At 64.8% G+C, this 20,436-nt stretch carries 22 protein-coding genes; 12 read left to right on the plus strand and 10 right to left on the minus strand.

Going from position 1 to position 20,436, the window contains the following annotated elements; translation table 11 throughout:
- The first annotated feature begins 11 nt into the window (after positions 1–11).
- Together LJF34_RS09805 and LJF34_RS09810 are read left to right on the plus strand one after the other, a co-directional pair.
- A complete protein-coding gene (locus LJF34_RS09805; protein WP_231184785.1) occupies positions 12–1,514 on the plus strand; it encodes an APC family permease in 1,503 nt (500 codons plus the stop codon).
- Positions 1,507–2,730, plus strand: coding sequence for a M20/M25/M40 family metallo-hydrolase (locus LJF34_RS09810; protein ID WP_231184786.1), 1,224 nt, complete (start codon positions 1,507–1,509; stop codon positions 2,728–2,730). Before LJF34_RS09805 ends, LJF34_RS09810 begins: the two co-directional genes overlap by 8 nt.
- 36 nt (positions 2,731–2,766) lie before the next feature.
- Here LJF34_RS09810 and LJF34_RS09815 read toward each other — a convergent pair whose 3' ends face one another.
- Together LJF34_RS09815 and ddh are read right to left on the minus strand one after the other, a co-directional pair.
- Positions 2,767–4,158, minus strand: coding sequence for an FAD-binding oxidoreductase (locus tag LJF34_RS09815; protein WP_231184787.1), 1,392 nt, complete (start codon positions 4,156–4,158; stop codon positions 2,767–2,769).
- Positions 4,159–4,377: 219 nt separating this feature from the next.
- Complete coding sequence (gene ddh / locus LJF34_RS09820; protein WP_231184788.1) at positions 4,378–5,313, minus strand: D-2-hydroxyacid dehydrogenase; 936 nt, start codon at positions 5,311–5,313, stop codon at positions 4,378–4,380.
- A gap of 111 nt (positions 5,314–5,424) precedes the next feature.
- On the opposite strand from ddh, the gene LJF34_RS09825 reads away from it, so the two are divergent.
- On the plus strand, positions 5,425–5,997 hold the full coding sequence (locus LJF34_RS09825; RefSeq protein ID WP_231184789.1) for a hypothetical protein: 573 nt from the start codon (positions 5,425–5,427) through the stop codon (positions 5,995–5,997).
- 141 nt (positions 5,998–6,138) lie between these two features.
- On the opposite strand, the gene LJF34_RS09830 is transcribed toward LJF34_RS09825, so the two are convergent.
- Positions 6,139–7,383 carry an NUDIX domain-containing protein gene (locus LJF34_RS09830; RefSeq protein ID WP_231184790.1) on the minus strand — a complete coding sequence of 415 codons (1,245 nt, stop codon included), beginning with the start codon at positions 7,381–7,383 and terminating at the stop codon, positions 6,139–6,141.
- A gap of 65 nt (positions 7,384–7,448) precedes the next feature.
- Positions 7,449–8,579: a PQQ-binding-like beta-propeller repeat protein gene (locus tag LJF34_RS09835; RefSeq protein WP_231184791.1), complete on the minus strand. Its 1,131-nt coding sequence runs from the start codon at positions 8,577–8,579 to the stop codon at positions 7,449–7,451.
- 82 nt (positions 8,580–8,661) lie between these two features.
- Here LJF34_RS09835 and LJF34_RS09840 point away from each other — a divergent pair, with 82 nt between their 5' ends.
- The 3 genes from LJF34_RS09840 to LJF34_RS09850 are packed head-to-tail and all read left to right on the plus strand — an operon-like array spanning position 8,662 to position 10,974.
- Entirely contained in the window at positions 8,662–9,192 is a 531-nt protein-coding gene (locus tag LJF34_RS09840) for a metallophosphoesterase family protein (protein WP_231184792.1), read from the plus strand.
- Positions 9,193–9,245: 53 nt separating this feature from the next.
- On the plus strand, positions 9,246–10,007 hold the full coding sequence (locus LJF34_RS09845; RefSeq protein ID WP_231184793.1) for a coenzyme F420-0:L-glutamate ligase: 762 nt from the start codon (positions 9,246–9,248) through the stop codon (positions 10,005–10,007).
- Positions 9,994–10,974, plus strand: a complete 981-nt coding sequence (locus LJF34_RS09850; RefSeq protein ID WP_231184794.1) for a 5,10-methylenetetrahydromethanopterin reductase — start codon at positions 9,994–9,996, stop codon at positions 10,972–10,974. The genes LJF34_RS09845 and LJF34_RS09850 overlap by 14 nt, the downstream gene beginning before the upstream one ends.
- On the opposite strand, the gene LJF34_RS09855 is transcribed toward LJF34_RS09850, so the two are convergent.
- On the minus strand, positions 10,937–11,143 hold the full coding sequence (locus LJF34_RS09855; protein ID WP_231184795.1) for a hypothetical protein: 207 nt from the start codon (positions 11,141–11,143) through the stop codon (positions 10,937–10,939). The two genes, LJF34_RS09850 and LJF34_RS09855, sit on opposite strands and share 38 nt — an antisense overlap.
- A gap of 72 nt (positions 11,144–11,215) precedes the next feature.
- Between LJF34_RS09855 and LJF34_RS09860 the strand changes: the two genes are divergently transcribed.
- The 6 genes from LJF34_RS09860 (at position 11,216) to yciH (ending at position 17,734) form a co-directional block, all read left to right on the plus strand.
- Positions 11,216–11,482 (plus strand): hypothetical protein, encoded by a 267-nt coding sequence (locus tag LJF34_RS09860; protein WP_231184796.1) that lies wholly within the window; start codon positions 11,216–11,218, stop codon positions 11,480–11,482.
- 64 nt (positions 11,483–11,546) lie between these two features.
- Positions 11,547–12,854 (plus strand): PQQ-binding-like beta-propeller repeat protein, encoded by a 1,308-nt coding sequence (locus LJF34_RS09865; RefSeq protein WP_231184797.1) that lies wholly within the window; start codon positions 11,547–11,549, stop codon positions 12,852–12,854.
- A gap of 243 nt (positions 12,855–13,097) precedes the next feature.
- Positions 13,098–14,096: a MoxR family ATPase gene (locus tag LJF34_RS09870; RefSeq protein WP_231184798.1), complete on the plus strand. Its 999-nt coding sequence runs from the start codon at positions 13,098–13,100 to the stop codon at positions 14,094–14,096.
- A 1-nt stretch (position 14,097) separates the two neighbouring features.
- A complete protein-coding gene (locus LJF34_RS09875) occupies positions 14,098–15,141 on the plus strand; it encodes a DUF58 domain-containing protein (RefSeq protein ID WP_231184799.1) in 1,044 nt (347 codons plus the stop codon).
- Positions 15,138–17,375 carry a transglutaminaseTgpA domain-containing protein gene (locus LJF34_RS09880; protein WP_231184800.1) on the plus strand — a complete coding sequence of 746 codons (2,238 nt, stop codon included), beginning with the start codon at positions 15,138–15,140 and terminating at the stop codon, positions 17,373–17,375. Before LJF34_RS09875 ends, LJF34_RS09880 begins: the two co-directional genes overlap by 4 nt.
- Positions 17,376–17,440: 65 nt before the next feature.
- On the plus strand, positions 17,441–17,734 hold the full coding sequence (gene yciH / locus LJF34_RS09885; RefSeq protein WP_007979767.1) for a stress response translation initiation inhibitor YciH: 294 nt from the start codon (positions 17,441–17,443) through the stop codon (positions 17,732–17,734).
- A gap of 100 nt (positions 17,735–17,834) precedes the next feature.
- On the opposite strand, the gene LJF34_RS09890 is transcribed toward yciH, so the two are convergent.
- The 5 genes from LJF34_RS09890 to LJF34_RS09910 all read right to left on the minus strand — a co-directional run bounded on the left by LJF34_RS09890 (position 17,835) and on the right by LJF34_RS09910 (position 20,430).
- Positions 17,835–18,182 carry a rhodanese-like domain-containing protein gene (locus LJF34_RS09890; protein WP_231184801.1) on the minus strand — a complete coding sequence of 116 codons (348 nt, stop codon included), beginning with the start codon at positions 18,180–18,182 and terminating at the stop codon, positions 17,835–17,837.
- Between the two features lie 48 nt (positions 18,183–18,230).
- Entirely contained in the window at positions 18,231–18,749 is a 519-nt protein-coding gene (locus LJF34_RS09895) for an NUDIX hydrolase (RefSeq protein ID WP_231184802.1), read from the minus strand.
- Entirely contained in the window at positions 18,746–19,297 is a 552-nt protein-coding gene (locus LJF34_RS09900) for an NUDIX hydrolase (RefSeq protein ID WP_231184803.1), read from the minus strand. The genes LJF34_RS09895 and LJF34_RS09900 overlap by 4 nt, the downstream gene beginning before the upstream one ends.
- A 106-nt stretch (positions 19,298–19,403) precedes the next feature.
- Complete coding sequence (gene azf, locus LJF34_RS09905) at positions 19,404–20,150, minus strand: NAD-dependent glucose-6-phosphate dehydrogenase Azf (protein WP_231184804.1); 747 nt, start codon at positions 20,148–20,150, stop codon at positions 19,404–19,406.
- A 61-nt stretch (positions 20,151–20,211) separates the two neighbouring features.
- Complete coding sequence (locus tag LJF34_RS09910) at positions 20,212–20,430, minus strand: hypothetical protein (protein ID WP_231184805.1); 219 nt, start codon at positions 20,428–20,430, stop codon at positions 20,212–20,214.
- Positions 20,431–20,436: the final 6 nt, after the last annotated feature.

Consider the following 20,436-nt stretch of genomic DNA (forward strand, 5'->3'; position numbering starts at 1 on the left):
TATGTCATCATATGTCATCATCACACGGCAAAGACAGCAATAGCCTTTCACGGGACATGGGGCTGTTCGGGGCGATGAGCACCGTCGTCGCGGGGACGCTCGGTGCCGGGTTGTTCGTCACGCTCGGCACGGCGAGTTCCACGACCGGACCGAGTGTTATCCTCGTGGTAGTCCTCTCCGGACTGCTGGCGATGGCCATCGCGGTGAACTACAGTTGGATGGCGACCATCTTCCCCGCCGCCGCCGGGTCGTACGCCTACATATCGCGGACGTTCGACAGTCGGCTTCCGGGCTTCATCGTCACGTGGTCGAAGTGGTTGGGGTACATGGCCGCCGACGCCGTGCTCGCGCTCGGTTTCGGCAGCTATCTCCAAGTGTTCTACCCCGGCATCGACCCGAAAATCGCTGGCTTTGCGCTCCTCACCGTCCTCTTCCTCGTCAACCTCGTCGGGACGAAGGAGTACAGCCTCTCGCAGAACGCCATCATGGCGGTGCTGATGCTCGCCATCCTCGTCCTCGTCATTCCGGGGTCGTTCCACGTCAACTCCGCGAACTACCAGCCGTTCTTCACCGGTGGAATGGACGGGTTCATCGGGGCCGCCGTCCCGCTGTTCTACGCCTACATCGGCATCGCCGTCGCGGGGCAGATGGGCGCGGAAGTCAAAAATCCGTCCAAGAACCTCCCGCTGGCGATGGTCGGCGGGACGCTCCTCCTCGTCGTCCTGTACGTCTGGACGGCCGCCGTCATCTACGGCGTCGTCGGCGACTACACCGTGCTGGCGAACTCCGAGCGACCGCTGGCGACGGCGGCGGAGTCGTTCCTCGGCGGGAGCGCCATCGCCGTCGTCGCCTTCGGCGGCCTGCTCGCCACCGCCTCCAGCGTCCACGCCGTGATGGCGGCGGGCATCAAGATGCCGTACTCGTGGTCGTGGGACGAGGTGTTCCCGAAGCAGTTCTCCTCGGTGAGCGGGCGGTTCGGCACGCCGCACTACTCCCTGTTGACGCTGTACCTCGTCGCCGCCGCGCTGACCTTCTGGAGCGACGGCCTCGACGAGGCCATCGTCATCGCCACGTTCAGCTACCTCATCGCGTACGCCACCGTGTCGCTGACCCTGCTGTACGTCCGGGCATCGCGTCCGGACCTCGTGGAACAGGCGGGCTTCGACTACGGATGGCTCACCCCCATCACGGGCGTCGTGGCGGCACTCGGCGCGGTCGGACTGTTGACGAAAGCCGCAAACTTCGGCGGATTGCCGGGTGCGTTCGCGGACTTCTTCGGGTCGCCGTTCGCCGGGAACATCCCGCTCGCCAGTGCGTACTGGACCGCGTTCGAGGCCGCGCCGACGCTCCGCATCTACCTCCCGTGGATGGTCGTCGGCCTCGGCATCTTCGCGGTCTACTGGCGACTCGGCAACCGGCGCGGCACCGACGTCGGCGCGATTCTCGACACGCTTCCGGGCGTGTCGAGCGAGGAACACGACCCGACCATCGGGGATGTGACCTCGGATGACTGAACCCGCGGAACTCGCGCGAATCGACCCGGACGAGACCATCGACCTGCTCCAAGAGATGGTACGAATTCCCTCGCCGTACTTCGAGGAACACGAACTGAGCGAGTTCGTGTACGATTGGCTGGATTCGCGCGGCCTCGACCCCGAGTACCACCACGTGAGCGAACCGACCATCACGGAGTACGAGGGCGACAACGTCCTCGCTCGTCTGGAAGGAAACGACCCGGACGCGCCCACGCTCCTACTCAACGCGCACATGGACACCGTGCTGTTGGTCGAAGACTGGGAGGAGGACCCCTGCTCGGGACGAATCGAGGACGGCAAACTGTACGGACAGGGGGCCTGTGACATGAAGGGCGGCCTCGCCGCGGTCATGGTCGCCTTCGAAGCGCTGGCGGAGATGGAGGGTGAACTCGCGGGCGACGTCGTCCTCTCCGCCGTGGTGGACGAGGAAGGGCCGTACGGACTCGGCACCGACCGCCTCATCCGCGACGGCTACACCGACGACTACGACGCCGCCGTCGTGACCGAACCGGGGCCGATTCTCGCACAGGAAGAGGATATCGAGAATCCCGCGCTCCTCCTCGGCGCTCGCGGGCGGTTCCTCTACGACATCGAAGTCAAGGGCCACGCGGCCCACGGGTCCCAACCGCACAAGGGAATCAACGCCGTCGTCGATGCCGGAAAAGTGGCCGACGCGCTCTCGAACCTCGACGTCGGAAGTCACCCGAAACTCGGCGACGGGTCGGTCTGTCCCCTCCTGCTGGAGGGCGGCAGCCAGACGCTCTCGGTTCCCGAACGCGCCCACCTCATGGTGGACCGTCACGTCGTCATCGGCGAAACGGAGGAGAAAGTACGCGAACAGGCCGAGGACGCGATTGCGGCCCTCGACATCGAAAGCGACGTGGAAATCGGGTTCCGCGAGTCGCCGGACCCCGGCATCAAATACGGCCCCTACGTCACGCCGAACGACCACGACCTCGTAACGTCGCTCGTCGGTGCGACGGAGTCCGTCTCGGGCGTCGAACCGGCGTTCGGCTACTTCGCCAGCGTCGGCGACTTCAACTACCTCGGCGACCGCGCGGACCTTCCGACGGTCATCGTCGGCCCGGACGGCGAAAACATCCACGGCGCGGGCGAGTTCGTCTACACCGACGAGGTGGTCGAGACGGCACGAATCGTCGCCGAGGGTGCAATGCGATTCGTCGGGTCGGAGTAGCAAAGTAACGAGAAGAAACCGGGGTCCCCCCGACTTTCAGTTCGCCGGTTCGATGTTCTGGTTCACGTGGAAGACGTTGTCGGGGTCGTACTCCGCCTTGACCGCACGCAACCGCTCGTAGTTGTCGCCGTAACTGGCCCGTATCCGATCGTCCCCTTCCTCCATCATGAAGTTGATATACGAGCCACCGACCGTGTGCGGGTGGAGCGCGTCCCAGTAGTCGCGCGCCCATTTGATGATCTTCTCGTCGTTTTCCGGGTCGCCGTCGACGCCCACGATGACCATCGACCAGTTCGCGTCACGAACGTTCCACGCGGTCTCGTCCGGTGCGACGTCGTGGACCGCCCCGTCGATGGGATAGAGGTGCATCGTCGACTTCGGGGTCGGCACCTCCGCGAACCGTTCGTGGACGGCGATGGCGTCGTCGGTCAACTCGCGCACGTAATCGCCCTTCCAGTACCACTGGTCGCCCGGCGGGTAGAGGTCGTCGAACATACCTTGAATCGCCGGATAGGGCATCGACCCGACGTGTTCGAACAACGGTTCGGCGACGTCGCGGGCCGACTGGAGCGCCGCGTCGGTGTCGGATTCCGACCCCAGACTGCACCACATCAGTCCGCACACGTTCTCTCCGTGGAGTTCTTCCGGGAATGGTTCACCCGGCACCTCGGCGACCAAGTAGAACGCGTACACGTCCTCCGGAGCCTGCGGAAGCCACTCGCGATACCAGCGCATCGTCGTTTCGAGTTCCGATATCGGCCAGAACAGCGGCCCCGCAATCACCGTCTCGACCGGGTGCAACTCGTACTCGAACGAGACGACGACACCGAAGTTGCCGCCGCCGCCCCGAAGCGCCCAGAACAGGTCCTCGTTCTCGTCTTCGCTCGCGCGAACGAAGCGCCCGTCGGCGAGCACGACGTCCGCGCTCAGTAGGTTGTCGATCGTCAGCCCGTACTTCCGGGTCAGATAGCCGTGCCCGCCGCCGAGCGTGAGGCCGCCGACGCCGGTCGTCGAGATGACCCCGCTCACGGTCGCGAGGCCGAACGCGTGGGTCGCGGAATCCACGTCACCCCAGGTGCACCCCGGTTCGACTCGCACGGTCTTCGCGTCCGGGTCCACGCGGATGCCCGTCATGCCCGACAGATCGATGACCAGTCCGTCGTCCACCAACCCCAGACCGGGACCGCTGTGGCCCCCGCTTCGTACGGCGACGTCGAAATCGTTCTCGCGGGCGAAGTTCACGGCCGCGATGACGTCCCCGACGTTGGCACACCGGACGATGAGTCCGGGACGTTTGTCTATCATCGCGTTGTAAATCGTGCGCGCGTCGTCGAACTCCGGGTCGTCCGGCCGAACCAACGTTCCTCGAAGGCCCTCCCGAAATCGCTCGATGCTCGTTTCGTCAGCGTCTTTGGCTGTCGTTGCCATTGTGCCCCTCCTCCTGTCGCGCCCATGCGGACGCCGCTCGCGTCCGAATCACCATCGCAGCGGGCGCTAGTTGTCCTACTTCACCGACGACGTTAGATGTTACCAACTGTCAAAGAACGGGGGCGATATCCGCAGAATCCACAGTACGTTCGGACGAAGTTCGGTAAACGTGGGCACCATCGACGAAATCACCGGAAACTCGGAACCGGAGACGAGCGGCTACACGACTCGGTTGGTGAGTTCCTCGTCGGCGTCGATGTGCTGTGTGTTCTCCCGGACGAGTTCCGCGATGTGTCGGTAGTAATCGACCTCCGCGGCGGCGGCGTGGGGCGTGACGATGACGTCGTCCATGTCCCACAGCGGGGAGTCCTCGGGGAGCGGTTCCTCCTCGAACACGTCGAGGGCGGCACCCGCTATTTCGCCGTCCCGCACCGCCGCGACCAAGGCGTCTTGGTCGGCACAGTCGCCGCGACTCACGTTGATGAAGTAGGCGTCGTTGCGCATGGCGTCGAACTCCGCTTTCCCCATCAGTCCTTCCGTCTCCGCCGTGAGCGGCGTCGCCAGCGCGACGAACCGGGCGCCCGAGACGGCCTCGTGGAGGTCGTCGTTCGCGTACACCGTCCGAACGTGCGGGACCGATTCGGCGGAGCGGCGGACGCCCGTGACGTGCATGCCGATGGCGTCGGCGCGCTTTGCGATTCCCTGCCCGAGGGTACCGAGACCGACCACGCAAATCGGCTCGTGCTGGAGCGTGAACGGTTCGTCCCAGTCGGGGCGATTCCACTCGTGAGCGACCTGCTGACGGGAGAATCCGTGGAGGCGGCGGGCGATTTCGAGCATCGTTCCCAACACCGTCTCGCCGACGCTCGTGCCGTGAATCCCCGTGCTGTTCGTCAGGACGATTCCCGCGTCCCCGAACTCGTCGAGCGGGAAGCGGTCGTAGCCCGCCTGAATCGAGTGCACCCATTCGAGATCGGTGTCGAGGAAGGCATCCCGGTGGGCGAACGTGACGAGCGCGTCGCAGTCCGCGAGCGCGTCGTCCCCGTCCGCCACGACGACGACCGTCGGATCGAGCGCGGAGAGTTCCTCTCGCAGTTGCTCCGCCGGGAAGATGGCACCGACCGACTCGTGGATTCCGAGGTGTGAAATCTGCATGGAGAGGGATATCCGCGGCTTCGGAATGAATCTTCGGAAGGGGGAAGGCGGCGTTGATTGCTCCACGCGGCATCGGTAGTTTACTGTCGGTTCGGCGGGAAAGCGGGCACAATGACGGGACGCGGCGACATCGGCGGGTGGTCGTTCGGGGAGACGGAGTGTACGGTCAGGAAACACCTCCTCCGCGAGGAGTTCCGGGTCACGGATACGGACGGAAAAACGCTGCTCACGACCGAACGCAAGGTGTCGGAAGGCCGGGCCACCTTCCCGTTTCGGGATGCGGACGAAAACCTCGCCTTTCGCGTCAATTCGGGCCAGACTTTCGACATCGCCGGGGAGTACGCGCTCGTGGAAGCGGGGACCGACGAGACGAAACTCGTCCTCTCACAGGAGTTGGACTTTCGTCGCCACCACTGGACCATCGACCGACCGGACGGGGAACGCATCGCCGAGTTGTCCTCCCGCCGGAGCATCTCCGGCGCGCTGAACACCGTCGTGGACGTGTTCTCTCCGTTCCCGCGCACGTTCAGCGTCACGGCACCGAACGGCGAACACATCGGGACGGCTTCGGGACGCCTCTCGCCACGAACCGTCTACGACGTGCACATCGAGCGTCCCGGAGCGATTCCGCGGACCACGCTCACCGCTGGCGTGATAGCCGTCGCCGTTCTGGAAAGCGTGTAACCGGGAGAGATGGCTCTCGGAACGTATCGAAGGGGCGGCTCGGGAGAAATCCTCGTCACAAGGGGCTCGGAGGGGGTAACTTTCGTCACCGCCGCCCGAGCGGGAGTAGCCACCAGAGTGGTTTGACTCTTGCGCGTTCGGTCAGTCGTCCCATTCGGCTAATTCCCGCAGTTCGTCGGCTACCGCGCCGATATCTGCCCGCTCCAAAACGCCGCGTTCGGTGACGTAGCCGGAGACGAACTTCGCGGGCGTCACGTCGAACGTCGGATTCAGGACCGACAGGTTCGCGTCGCCGTCGTACACCGCGTCCGAGTCCCCTTCTTCCAGCACGGGGTCGTTCCCGGTTCGAACCTTGTCCGTCGCGGTGACGACGGACACCGGAACGTCCTCGTTCCTCGCTGCCATCGCCGCTCCCCGAGTTCCGGTCTTGTTCACCACGTCGCCGTTCGGGAGGACGGAATCGGCTCCGACGACGAGGCGGTCCACGTCCTCCGTCGCCAACACGTGCGCTATCGCGGCGTCGGTGTGGAGCGTCACGTCAGTTTCCTCGGCCAGCGACTCCGCGACGCCGACGCCTTCGCGGGCGGGACGGGATTCGGCGACGAACGCGCGGTCGGCGGCGCGAAGCGCGTCCAGCACCGTCCCGGAGCAGGAAAGCGTGAGGACGGCTTCGTCGGCGATTTCCTCGCGGGCGTTGCTCGTCGCCTCTTCGTCCACGCGGGAGGCGCGTTCGATGCCGTCGATTGCGGCACGTTCGACCGCCGCGGGGGTTCGGTCGTCGTCGGTCGCATCGGACATGATGCGGTGCACGCGGTTCGCCAGCGCGGCCATGCTCGGCCGGGCGTCGAGGAGATTCGCCGCGAGTCCGGTCAGTTCGTCCCAGTCGCCGCCGCGAACCGCGCACAGTCCGGCCCGGTCGCGGAGGACTTCGAGCGCCCGGACCGAGATGTACGCGGACCCGTGGTCGGCGTCCTCGGCGACGGACTGGACAGTCGGCGTGACGCGGTCGTAGGAGGTCCACAGGTCCGGTACCGTCTCGCGGCGAAGGAGTTCGGTCGGCGGGACCCACGCCGTCTCGGTCGTCTCCCAATCTACGGTCGCGTCTCGACTCGAACAGTCGAAGAGATACGGGTGGACGACCCAACGCTTGTCGAGCGAGTCGTCGTCCACCTCGAACGGGTCGCCGGAGCGGACGAACGTGCAGGCGGAGAGCAGTCCGGTCTCTTCCTCTATTTCCTCGCGTGCGAGCACGTCGGGGTCGCCTTCGGCGTGTCCGGCGACGCCGCCCCACTTGCCGGAGTACGATCCGACCTCCTCGCTTCGGCGGAGGAGCAACACCTCCCCGCGGTCGCGCAGAAAGCAGGTGACGACGTGGGTTTCGTTCATACGAGGATGGACGGGAGAGCGACAGTTGAAGTCTCGGATGAAATGGGAAAGAGTGGCCCGACGACTCAGCGGTCGTAGGAAGCGATGGTCTTCCCGAAGCCGGCGATAACCGCGCCGTCGCGGACGACGGGGCGCATGGTCGCACGTTCGGGCAGGTCGTACTTCACCAGTCGTCGGCCGCCGGGAGCGAACACGGTGAGATAGTTTCGGAACTCGCGGTCGCCGCGGTCCGTCTCCACCTCCTCCATCGTCTCGACGGCGACGCAATCCGCCGTCACGGTCATCGGGGTCCCGTAATTGACGCGCGTTCGCCACCGCTCCGCACCGGAGTCAAGACGGTACGCGATGAGGTACGTCTCCGTTTCCAGCACGCTTCGATGATAGTTCGAGTAGAGCGATATCACGCTGTAAACGGTCGAGTCGGTGATTTCGGGGACGGCGTCCACGGACGCTATCCAATCGCTCTCCGTTCGCCACCGCTCCGCGCCGTCGTCCGCGTCGAGTGCGACCACTCCATTACTCGTGGCGACGGCGAGGACGTCGTCCGCGTATGCCAACCGTGCGCCGTTCCCGACGCCGCATCGCCAGAGCGTCGCCCCGTCTTCGGCCGAGTAGGCCCGGACGACGCCGGACGGGGAGGCCGCGAAGACGCGTTCGCCGTCGGTGGCGACGGACGCCCGAAGGGTCCCGAACGGGCGAAGCCACCGGATTCGCCCGGCGGTCACGTCGAGGGCGAAGACGACGAACTTCCCGTACTCGTCGCTGTAGGCGATTCCGTACACCGTGGAATCGGAGATGACGGGCGGATAGCGACCGAACGTCAAGTAGCCGGTCCGAACCCGGCTCATAGCCTCGCCGTCGAGCGGAACGGTACGGATGATACCCTCGGACTCGACGAGAGCACCGCGGTCGGAGACCACCGGAGGCGTCGTGATTCGTGGCAGTTCGACGAGTTGGTCGTACGCACCCGAGAACCGAAGGTGGCCGAGTTCGCTGTCGGCCGTGAGCGTCGTCGCGACGACGAGACCGTCTTCGGTGAGCGTCGTGGCCCGCGTCGGGGTTCCGTCGAACTCGACCGACCAGCGTGGCTGTTGCTTGGGGGACTGCGCCTGAAGGTCGGTACAGCCACTGCCGACGATGGACAGGCCGAGACCGGTAGCGCGGAGAAAGTCGCGTCGGGACGAACGACCGACCATACCTATGGAGTCCAGAAGCGGGGACTAAAACGTTGCGACGACCCCTCAAACGTTTTTCTACCCGGACGATGAAATCACGACCATGATCCGGGTCGCCGTCATCAGCGACACGCACATCCCGTCACGCACGAATCGAATCCCCGACTGGGTCCGTACCCGAGTCATGCGGGCGGACCACACCGTCCACGCGGGCGATTTCGATTCGGCGGACGCGCTGGCGTCGGTCCACGAACTGACCGACGGAAACTACACCGCCGTCAGCGGGAACGCGGATCCGTCGTCGCTTCGGCTGCCCGAGGTGGCGACCCTCGAACTCGGCGGCGTCACGTTCGTCGTAACGCACGGGACGGGATCGAAACGGGGATACGGGGAGCGTGTCGCACGCATCGTTCGGGAGACGGTGGAAGCGGACGGAGCCACGACGAAAGGTCCGACCGATGGGTCCGTCGTCGGCGTCGCGGGACACACGCACGAACCGATGGACGAAACCGTCGACGGCGTCCGACTGTTGAATCCGGGGAGCGCCACGGGAGCGGCCCCGGCGGAGACGGCGACGATGTTCGTCGTTACCGTCGAGGACGGCGAGATCGACGTTCAGCGACACGAAAGCTGACCCGTTTTGCACCTTCCGGTCGGGTTTTTATCGGCGCGCACCAACGGCCAACCATGAACGTCTTCGCGGTATCCGGGATTCCCGAGGTCGAACCCGGCGACGACATCGCTACCCTCGTCGAGGAGCGGGTGGACCTCGAACCCGGCGACGTGCTGCTGGTCGCGAGTACCATCGTCTCGAAAGCCGAGGGGCGGACCGCAACGCTCGATGACTTCCCGGCGAGCCCGCGAGCGGAGGAGATCGCGGGCCGTCTCTCGGAGATTTCGGGCGAGGAGAAGGATCCGCGGTTCGCACAGGCCGTCCTCGAAGAGAGTACGGAACTGATCACGGAAGCGCCATTCCTGTTGACCGCGACGCGGTTCGGTCACATCAGCGTCAACGCGGGCATCGACCGGTCGAACACGGGGGATGCGGACCTCCTCTTGCTCCCGAAACGACCGGGGGAGAGCGCCGCACGGATTCGGTCGGGACTCTCCATCGACGTGCCCGTGGTCGTCACCGACACCTGCGGTAGGCCGTTCCGCCACGGGCAACGCGGCGTCGCCATCGGGTGGGACGGACTGCCCGCGAGCAGAGACTGGCGGGGCGAACGCGACAGGGACGGCCACGAACTCGAAGTGACGGTCGAATCCGTCGTGGACGAACTCGCCTCGGCGGCGAACCTCGTGAGCGGCGAGGGTGCCGACGGTCTGCCGGTCGTCGTCGTCCGCGACTGGGAGTTCGGCAACCACGAAGGGAGCGACAACCTGTTCCGGTCGGTCGACGGCGACTTCGTCCGGCAGGCGCTCCGGGGGTGGGAGTTTGCGCGGGATTGAGCTCATGCCCGAAGAACCGGTTTCCGACCTCGTCACGCTCGGCGAGCGGGCCGAAGAGGAGGGCTTCGACACGCTGTTCGCCAGCAGCCACTACAACAACCGCGACCCGTTCACCGTCCTCTCGCGGGTCGCCGACGCGACGGAGGACATCCGCCTCGGACCGGGCGTCGTCAACCCCTACGAGAGCCATCCGGTGACGCTCGCCTCGCGGGTCGCGACGCTCGACGAGGCGAGCGACGGACGCGCGGTGCTGGGGGTCGGTGCGGGCGACCGCTCGACGCTCCGAAACCTCGGCATCGACCGCGACAGACCGCTCCGGCGCGTGCTGGAGACGATGAAGGTTTCACAGCGGCTCTGGGCGGGCGAGCGCGTCACCCACGAGGGGACCTTCACCGCGCGGGACGCGGGGCTGAACTACGACGTCGGGGAGATTCCGGTGTACGTCGGCGCACAGGGTCCGCACATGCTCCGAATGAGCGCGAAACACGCGGACGGTGCGCTGGTCAACGCCTCACATCCGCGCGATTTCGACTGGGCGAGCGACCGAATCGAGGAGGGGTTGGCCGAGCGCCCGGACGAGCGGGGCGAGTTCGATTTCGCCGCCTACGCCTGCGTGAGCGTGGCCGAAGACGAGGATGAAGCACGCGAGGCCGCCCGTCCGCCGGTGGCGTTCGTCGTGGGCGGGACGGCGGAGCCGGTGCTCGACAGACACGGAATCGACCACGAATTGGCGGAAGAAATCGGCGGGAACATCGAATCCGGCGAGTTCGCCGCGGCGTTCGAGGCGGTGACGCCCGCGATGATAGACGCCTTCTGCATCGCCGGGACGCCGGAGACGGTGGCCGACCGAATCGCCGCCGTCCTCGACTACGCCGACAGTTTCGTCGCCGGATCGCCGCTCGGTCCGGACCGAGAGAAGGCGATCAGTCTTATTGCGGCGGCGTTCGACCGGGCACGTCGGAGATGAGCGCGGAACCCAGTCCGCCGACCGTCAAGTAGGCGAAAAACAGCACGGAGAAGCCGACGAAGACGGCCCCGAAGAGCAACATTAATGCCGGGATGGGGTTCGCCGTCGCCGTCGCCACGTCGGTGAACAGCCGAGCCATTTCGGTGAAGTTGGAGAGGAGTCCTGCCATGGCCGATACTCCGTACCGGGGGTACTTGGATGCTCCGTCACGCTTACGACCGGGCGCTTCGTAGGCGGAGACGTGTCAGAGGACAGGTCGCTCTCGGATTTCCCCGGGAAGACGGGCGAGTCGGATGAAACGGAAGAAGCGGGAGAACCGAGTGAACGGGAGGAGTCGGCGGAGGTTCCCGAAGTCGACGAATCGGCGGGGGAAACCGAAGTCGAACCCGCCAGAGCGACGTACGATTGGACGCCGAGCGGGGCGGCGTGTGCGCGCTGTGAGTCCACGGTCGAGAAACGCTGGCGCGACGAGGACGGAATGGTCTGTGCGGACTGCAAGGAGTGGTGAGGTCCACGAGTGAGGTGGCGCGGTTCGAGAAGACTTATTCCGTACGGTCGAGAGCGATTCGACGATGCCCTCCGACCGACGCTCGTTTCTCGCCGCCGCCGGGACCACCCTCGCCGCGCTGTCAGGGTGCGTGACGTTCGACCCGCCCGCGACGACCGGGACGTGGCCTCGCAGTGCCATCGACAACGCACATACCGGCCGTTCGAATATCGAGGGTCCCGCGAATTCGCTGTACGAAGTTTGGCACCGTGACCGGCCGAGGGGAGGCGCGTTGCAGGCCTCACCGGTCGTCGGAAACGGGCGGGTCTACACCGTCTATTCCCGCGAAAGCACGACGAACGAATCGGATGCGGGCGGCGCGTGGCTCGAAGCGTTCGACGCGGGGAGCGGCGAATCGCGCTGGAAGACCGAACTGTTTCGGTCGGACGAATTTTACTACTTCTACGCCTCGGACTCCCTCGTTCTCGACAGCGATACGGTTTACGTGCAGACGAAACCGGGACTGAAGGCGGTGGGGACGGACGGAACCGTCCGGTGGACGTTCGACAACCTCTACGAGTCACAACAGACGCCGGACGTGGTGTCGCCCGTCGTGACGGACGACGTAGTCATCGCGGGGACCTACAGTACGTCGTCCGACGAGCGAGGGGAAGTCGAGACCGTGTACGGAATCGACCCGAACGACGGGAGCGAACGCTGGCGGACCGAGTTCCCCGAACTCGACGGGATGTGGCAACTGTCGGCCGCCGATGGCGTGGTGTACGTGCCGTTCTGGTATCCGAACGGGTGGCTCGTGGCGTTGGACATGCGAACTGGGGAAGAGCTATGGCGGCGACGGATTCCCGTGAACGGAACCCCGACCATCGCCGACGGACGGCTGTTTTCCGGCCTCAACGACGGACGCAGTGACCGCGATTATCTGGGCGCGTTCGACCCGACGAACGGCACCGAACTGTGGCGCAAACGAATCGGCCCGCGGTGGGCGGATTCCGGTTTCGCGGTGGCCGACGGACTGGTGTATCACATCGGGGAGTTCAACCTCGTGGCTCGTCGCGTCGAAACCGGTGAGCGCGAGTGGACGTTCGGCGGGTCGGAAAAACGACGAATCGACCTCAGAACGACACCCGTCGTCGCCGGAGATTCGGTCTACGTGAACGGCTACGAGCAGCGGAAAACGATGTACGGTCGAACGTTCGTTCTGAACACGAAGACGGGCGAAAAGCGGGGACAGTTCGGGCTGGGACGGAACGGATATTCTCGGAGTTCCCCGGCGGTCGCGGACGAACTCGTCTTCGTCAACTCGAACGCCGGTCGGCTGTTTGCGGTCGGCGAGTGCGACACGGAAATAGCGGGACACTGCGTGGTTGGATAACCGACTTGTCCTTTCGTTCTGGATTGTTCTCCCGAAATCATGTTGGACGGAGTACCCTGCCCTATTTGTCGTTTCGGTTGAAAGACCAATCCACAAAGTATTCAACGGTAACTGGAACACCTCTTCGAATAGCGACAAAAGTTACAAAGGCACGCCCCCATAGTACGTGTAACGAGGAAGACGCAGGAGCAGCGTTTTCACTGCCCATCAGGACCCGTTTCGACTCAATAGCGCATTCATAGCATGAAGGAAGCTAACAAAGACCCCGAGCCGACCCCTGTAGAGCGACCCACAGACGAATTTGCGGACCCACTTTCGGTCGAGGACGCGGCGGATTTGACAGGACGCATCATCGACAACATCGAACACGTTATCGTCGGTCAGCACGACGTCGCGGAACACATTTTGACGACGATTCTCGCGCGCGGCCATCTCCTTCTCGAAGACGTTCCCGGCGTCGGAAAGACGATGCTCGCGCGGTCGTTGGCGCGCTCCATCGACTGTTCGTTCAAGCGCGTGCAGTTCACACCCGACCTCCTCCCGTCCGACGTGACCGGCGTCAACATTTACAACCAGAAGACGAACGAGTTCGATTTCCAACCCGGACCGATATTCGGAAACGTCGTTCTCGCGGACGAGATCAACCGCGCGCCGCCGAAAACGCAGTCCGCCCTCCTCGAAGCGATGGAGGAAGAGCAGGTGACGATAGACGGGAAAACCCACGACGTCCCCAATCCCTTCACCGTCATCGCCACGCAGAACGCCATCGAACAGGACCGAACCTACGAACTGCCGGTCGCCGAAATCGACCGGTTCATGAAGAAACTCTCGCTCGGCTATCCGAACCCGAAGGACGAATCCGAAGTCCTCCGGCGCGTCGTCGGCGAACATCCGATTCGCCGACTCGACCCGATCGCGAGCGCGAGCGACATCCGGCGGGCGCGGGCGACCATCACGAAGGTAACGGTACGAGAACCTGTTCGGGAGTACGTCACCCGACTCGCCAACTACACCCGAGACCGCAGTCAACTCGGCGTGAGTCCGCGCGGGTCGATTTCGCTCCTCCGCGCGGCGCAGGCGCGGGCCGTCCTCAACGGCCGCGAGTACGTGATCCCGGACGACGTGAAGGCCGAAGCGGAAGTCGTCCTCGCCCACCGCATCCGAGGTAGCTCCGGCGTCATGGGCGGCGAAGAGGGGCGCAAGATGGTTCAAAACGCCCTCGACAACGTCCCGGTGGAGTGAGATGCTGACGCGACGTGGCGCGACCTTCGTCGCCGTCGGTGTCGCCGGGTTCCTGCTGGCGTGGACGTTCGGCGCACGGTCGCTGAACGCCGTCGTCGGGCCGATTCTGGTGGCACTGGTCGTGGGATACGTCCAACTGAAACGGACGACGCACCCGGGACTCGACGTGTCCGCGCCGAGCGTTGGGTCGCGTGAGGAGGAGGCGACCGTAGCACTCGACTTCACCGCACCCGACCCGTTCGCCGGAACGGTCGAATTGGAACTCGGCGACGGACTCGAATACGACGGCGGGCCGAAGGAGACGAGCATCGGCGAGACGGCGGTCGAGTTCGACGTTCGCCTCGCCGAGCGCGGCGAGCAGTCCATCGGACCGGTTCGCGTCGTCGCGAAGGACGTGTTCGGCCTGTTCGATCGGACGTTCACCCATCAGATACGGGAGACCATCCTCGTCTTTCCGCGAATAGAGCCGGTGAGCGGCGACACGACGGTCAAAGCGCTCGAAGACAGCCACGTGAGCGCGGCCCGACGCGAGTTCGAGCAACTACGGGAGTATCGAACCGGCGACCCGCTCCGGGACGTTCACTGGAAGTCGAGCGCGAAGCGGCCGACGGGCGAGATGCTCGTCCGGCAGTTCGAAGCACAGGAGGAGAGCAAACGGATAGAGATCGCGGCCGATGCGGACGCGGGTCGCGTCGATTCGGTGGCGGACGCGGCCGCCAGCATCGCGTCGGCCCTCCTCGACGGCGGCGTCTCCGTCGGCGTGACGACGCCGGAAGGCCGCGTCGCCCCGTCCGGCGTGCCGGAACAGCAGACGAAGATACTCACCCTGCTCGCGCGCATGGAGAGCGGACGGGTTCACGAACGCGAGCGCGCGCGAGCGGACGTCCTTGTCCGGGGACCGACGGAGCGGGAAAGCGCGGAAATCGAGTGGGGCGGCGACAGGATGTCGTTCGACCGGTTCGTCTCGGGTGACGGAGGGACGTCCGCGCCGGAAACACCTCGTGCGGACGGAGTTGCCCGTGCGGACGGGGGTGAGAACCGATGAGTACAGCGGAGGGCTTCGAATTCGGCGGCGTCACGGTTCCGTATCGAGGGCTCGCGATGGGTTCGACCGCCGTCCTCATCGGGTCGTATCTGACCATCCTCTACGACATCGCGAACATCGCGGGCGACAGAGGGGACCTCCTCCTGTTGGCCGCCGGTGCGTTCGTCGGGGCGACCCTGTTGGCGCGCAAACTGCCGGTGTGGGTCGCGTTCGCCGTCGGAACGGTGTTGTTCGTCGGCGGGATGTTCACCTACTACGCGACGATACCGGGCGGCGTCGACGTGATTTCGCAGGCCGGACAGATTATCGCGGACAACATCGCCCTGTTGACCGGCCTCTCGATTCTGGAGATGCGAAAGGTCGGCGCGTGGGCGCTGGGCGTCGCACCTGCCACCGTCTTCGTCCCGTGGTATCTCGTCTGCCGCCGCCGATACGTACTCGCGGCGGCGAGCGGTGGCATCGCGCTCGCCTTTTTCGTCCTCACGGGCGACGCCGGGTCGTTGGTGACGCTCGCGGGGATGCTCGGTGCGCTCGGTATCGTCGCCTTCGGGACGATGGCGCGGTACGGCGGAACCGTCGGTCAGATAGACGTGTTGGTCGTCGCGCTGGTCGCGATGATACTCCTCTCGGCGACGATGAGCGTCGTCCCCGGCGGACGCGCGAGTCCGATACTGTCGAACACCGGCGGCGGGTCGGGCGGTGGCGGTGGCCTCGTCAGCAACAGCGCACGGCTCTCGATTCAGGGGAGCATCGAACTGTCGCCGAAAGTGCAGTACACCGTTACCGCGAGCGACTCGGGATACTGGAAGGTCGCGTCCTACGACCGCTACACCGGAAAGGGTTGGATTCAAACCAGCGGCAGCAGCGCCTACGAACGGCAGTCGCCGCCGCCGGGAAGCTCCTACGAGATTCGACAGACGTTCACGGTCAAAGCGACCCGAGCCGACGCGATGCCCGCCGCGTGGAAGCCGATTCGGGTCCTCGGGAATCAGCGGGGCAACACGCGAATCAGTAGCAGCGGAAGCCTCTCACCGAAACGACCGCTGACGAAGAACCAGTCCTACAGCGTCGTCAGTCAGGTTCCGAGCAAAATCCCGAGCACGCTGCGGAACGCCGGAACCGACTACCCGAGCGACGTTCGACAGCGGTACACCCACGTTCCCGAAAGCACGTCAGAGCGGTTGAAAGGGCGGACGGCCGAAATCACGAACGACGCGGAAAACCCCTACGACGAGGCCGTCGCCATCGAAGAGTGGTTGGAAACGAACAAGGAGTACTCGCTCGACGTGGAGCGACCGAACGGAAACGTCGCCGACTCGTTCGTCTTCGACATGGACGAGGGATACTGCGTCTACTACGCGACGTCGATGGTCGTCATGCTCCGCACGCAAGGGATTCCCGCACGGTTCGTCACCGGCTACACCTCCGGCCAGCGGACGAGCGAGGACACGTGGGTGGTTCGCGGCCTCAACTCGCACGCGTGGGTCGAAGTGTACTTCCCCGACACGGGATGGGTCCGGTTCGACCCGACACCCACCGACGAGCGCGTCGATGCCGAGCAGTCGATAGTCGAAACCGCACGTACGACCGGAAAAACCGGAATCGACGCGGCGGGAAGCGAAAACGGAACGTGGACCACGACGCCCGCGACCACGACACCGACGACCACGACGCCCACGCCCACCACGTCCGAGGAGACGAACGACACCTCGAACGGGTCGACGAACGGGGCGTTCCCCGAACGCCGCAACGGGAACAATCCGGGTATCGGTACGAGCGGTCCCACGAGCACGACCACGACGACGAACGCGAGCGCCGGCAGTGGGGGGGTTCACATCGAACCGCCTTCGAAATCGCAGGTCCTCTACGCAGGTCTGTTGCTCCTCGGACTGTTGCTCATCGGGAGACGGACGGGACTTGCCGAGCGCGCGTATCGAAGCATGTGGGTGCGCTGGCAACCGCGGGACGAACCGGACTCGGACGTCGAACGGGCGTTCGACAGGCTGGAGTACCACCTGTCGCGCAAGCATCGAAAGCGCCGCCCGGGGGAGACGCCGCGCGAGTACATCAGTTCGCTCTCGCACGTCGGCGTGGACGAGCGGGCAAAACGTGTCGGGTCGTTGTACGAAAAGACCCGGTACGCGGGCGAAGTGACGCGCGATAACGCGGACGAGGCCGTGTCGCTCGTAAACGACATCGTCCGCGGGGCGGGTCGGGGCGGAACGAACGGCTAATCACCGTTCGATATGGCAACACACCCGACAATGTTTAATAGGTTGGTTTCGTAGCCCCATGCGTAATGTCGGAAGTCTGCTCGACGTGCGGGCTGCCTCAGGAACTTTGCGTCTGTGAAGACGTCGCAAAAGAATCCCAGCAGATCACCATCCGCATCGACGAGCGCCGTTATGGAAAAGAGGTAACGATAATCGAAGGATTTGACCCGAAAGACGTGGACGTCGACAGTCTCTCTTCGGACCTGAAATCGAAGTTTGCCTGCGGTGGCACGGTCGAACAGGGTCAGATAGAACTTCAAGGAAACCATACCGGACGCGTCGAGGATTTCCTCCGCGACCGCGGGTTTAACGTCGCCTGACGAAGCGCCTGTCGGTCGAATATAACTACACACCCATTCTTCAGCCGGCTTCCGAGTGGTGAGAGGAGTCACTCCCGCACCCGAAGACGAAGGTCCGACCTCAGAACGGCGCGTCGTGTTCGGCGTCGGCCGCCGATTCGAGTTCGTACTCCCAGTCGCTCAGGCCGCCGGCCATGCTCTCGACGGACGTGTCAGTCGGGACGCCCTCGTATGACCCGATGAGTCGGGCGGCCTGTACGCTCGATTTGCCGAGGGGACAGACGGTGACGACGCGGTCGGCACCGTCCAACTCGGAAATCCGGTCGGGGAGCGTGTGGAACGGGATGTTCTCGCTTCCGGGAATGTGCCCGCTCTCGAACTGTGGTTCCGGTCGGATATCGACGATTCGAACGTCCTCGTCGGACTCGACCAGTTCGTGTACGTCGTCCGTGGAAATTTCCGCATCCATCGGCCGAGGCTATGGGTGCCGGAAGAATAAGCCACCCGGTTGGGAACCCTACAGCAACCCTTCCTCGCGTGCGAGAAGAAGCGGTGGAAGTCCCCATCCGCACGTCGGCCCGGAACAAACTTCGTCGATGGCGTCAGAGACGGGAACCGTCCGAACGTCGATGAACTCGTCCGATTCGAGGTGTTGGTCGCCCGGCGAGAGGCCGGACGCGAAGACGACCGCCCGCTGTTTTCGCATGCCCGCCGACGGATAGTACGTTTCGAGGAGTTCGACGTTCGTCGCCCGATAGCCGGTCTCCTCGTACAGTTCGCGTTTCGCGGCGCTCTCGTAGGATTCGCCGGGGTCCATTCGACCCGCCGGACAGGAGAGCACTCGCTCGCCGAGTCGCGGGCGGTACTCCTCGATGAGGACGAGTTCGTCGCCCGTTCGGGCCACGATTGCGACGGCGTCCGGCGGGTCGAACCATCCCCGTCGAACCCGCTTCCCGTCCGGGCGTTCGAGGGTGTCGTAACCGACCGCGTGCCCGAGGAGCGACAGGCCGCGTCGCGCACGGAGTTTCCAGTTCATGGGTCGAGCAGGTTCTCCGCCTCCGCGAGGAGGAGCGCTTCTATCGTCGCATCGTTGGCCGGGTCCTCGCGGGCGGCGACGAGGGCGTCCTCGACCGGAATCGTCCGCACCGAGAGGAACTCGTTGTCGTCCAATTCCCGTTCGACGGGGGTCAGCCCCTCCGCGAAGACGATGCCGCGTTCGTGCCGAAGGACACCGGTCGCGACCCAGAACGTTTCGAGCAGCGAGAGACCGTCCGCCTCGAATCCGGTTTCCTCGCGGAGTTCGCGGGCGGCGGCGGTCGTGTAGGATTCGCCGTCCTCGGCGATACCGGCGGGACACTCCAAGCAGGCCTTTCGAATCGCGGGTCGGTACTGTTCGACGAAGACGACCCGTCCGTCCTCAACGGCGAGGATGACGACAGCGGGCGGGAGGTCCGCCCAGTAGTATTTCTTCGTCGTCCCGTCGGGTTGTTCCACGAGGTCGTAGCCGCCGGTGTACCAGCCGGTTTCGTACTCGGCTTCGGATTCGAGCACCGGCCAGTCGTGGTCGCGCCAGTCGTCGGTCATCGTCGCAACAGATGTGGCGTGTGGGTAAAATCGAACTGGTGGGGGAAAGCGAATGGAAGGTGGAGAAAGAAGGGAGGACGAGGGGGAAGCGGGAAAGGGTAGTGAATCAGTCGTCGTGGTGGGCGGAGTTGTCCTGCGGGTCGTAGCCCAGCACCTCGCGTGCCCGTTCGATGGAGTAGTATTTGCGGTCGTTGTCCGAGATGCCGTAGACGATTTCGTAGCCGTAATCGGCGGTCAGACAGCAGTCGAACAGGTGAGAACAGTCGCGGTAGGAGAGCCACATGGCCTGTCCGCGCTCGTAATCTATCGGCGGGTGGCCCTCGGTCAGGTTGCCGATTCGGACGCAGGCGACGCTGATGCCGAACTCGTCGTGGTAGTATCGGCCGAGCGTTTCGCCCGCCGCCTTGCTGACGCCGTACAGGTTGCTCGGACGGGGGAGTTCGGTTCCGTTGAGTCGGAACTCGTCGTGGGTCCGGTAGAGGTCCGGTTTCCGCTCGTCGGTTTCGTACGCGCCGACGGCGTGGTTCGACGAGGCGAAGACGAACTTCTCGACGCCCGCATCGACCGCCGCCTGTAGGATAGTGTGGGTACCGTCGATGTTGTTTCCGAGCACGCTGTTCCACGGCGCTTCCGGGCGAGGGTCCCCGGCGAGGTGGATTATCGCACCGACGCCGTCCACCGCCTCGTACACGGCGTCGTAGTCGGTGATGTCCGCGACGAAGAATTCGTGAGACGGTTCCGCCGCTGGTGGTTCTCGGTCGAGCAATCGCCACTCGTACTTCGATTCGAGGTCGCCGAGAATCGCCGACCCGACGCGGCCCTCGGAACCCGTGAGCAGAACGGGATCGTCCATTCAATCGGCTAGAGGCACAACCCCGATAAGTACCATACGGTTTTCGGGTGGGATGGCGGACTTAGGCGGTGACGCGGCGGAGAACCTTGTCACGGGCGAGCATGACGCCCGCGATGAGCGCGACGGTTCCCATCCAGACGAACCACAGCGCCATCATGTTATCGCCGGAGAGTGCGTTCTGGATCCCCTGATATTCCGTCAGTGCGCCGAGAACCGTCAACAGTCCCGACCCGGCGACGTACAGCGCGAACACGCCGAGTTCGAGGAGCGATTCGTACATACCCGT

Source organism: Haladaptatus sp. DYF46 (assembly GCF_021083305.1).
Lineage (GTDB): Archaea > Halobacteriota > Halobacteria > Halobacteriales > Haladaptataceae > Haladaptatus.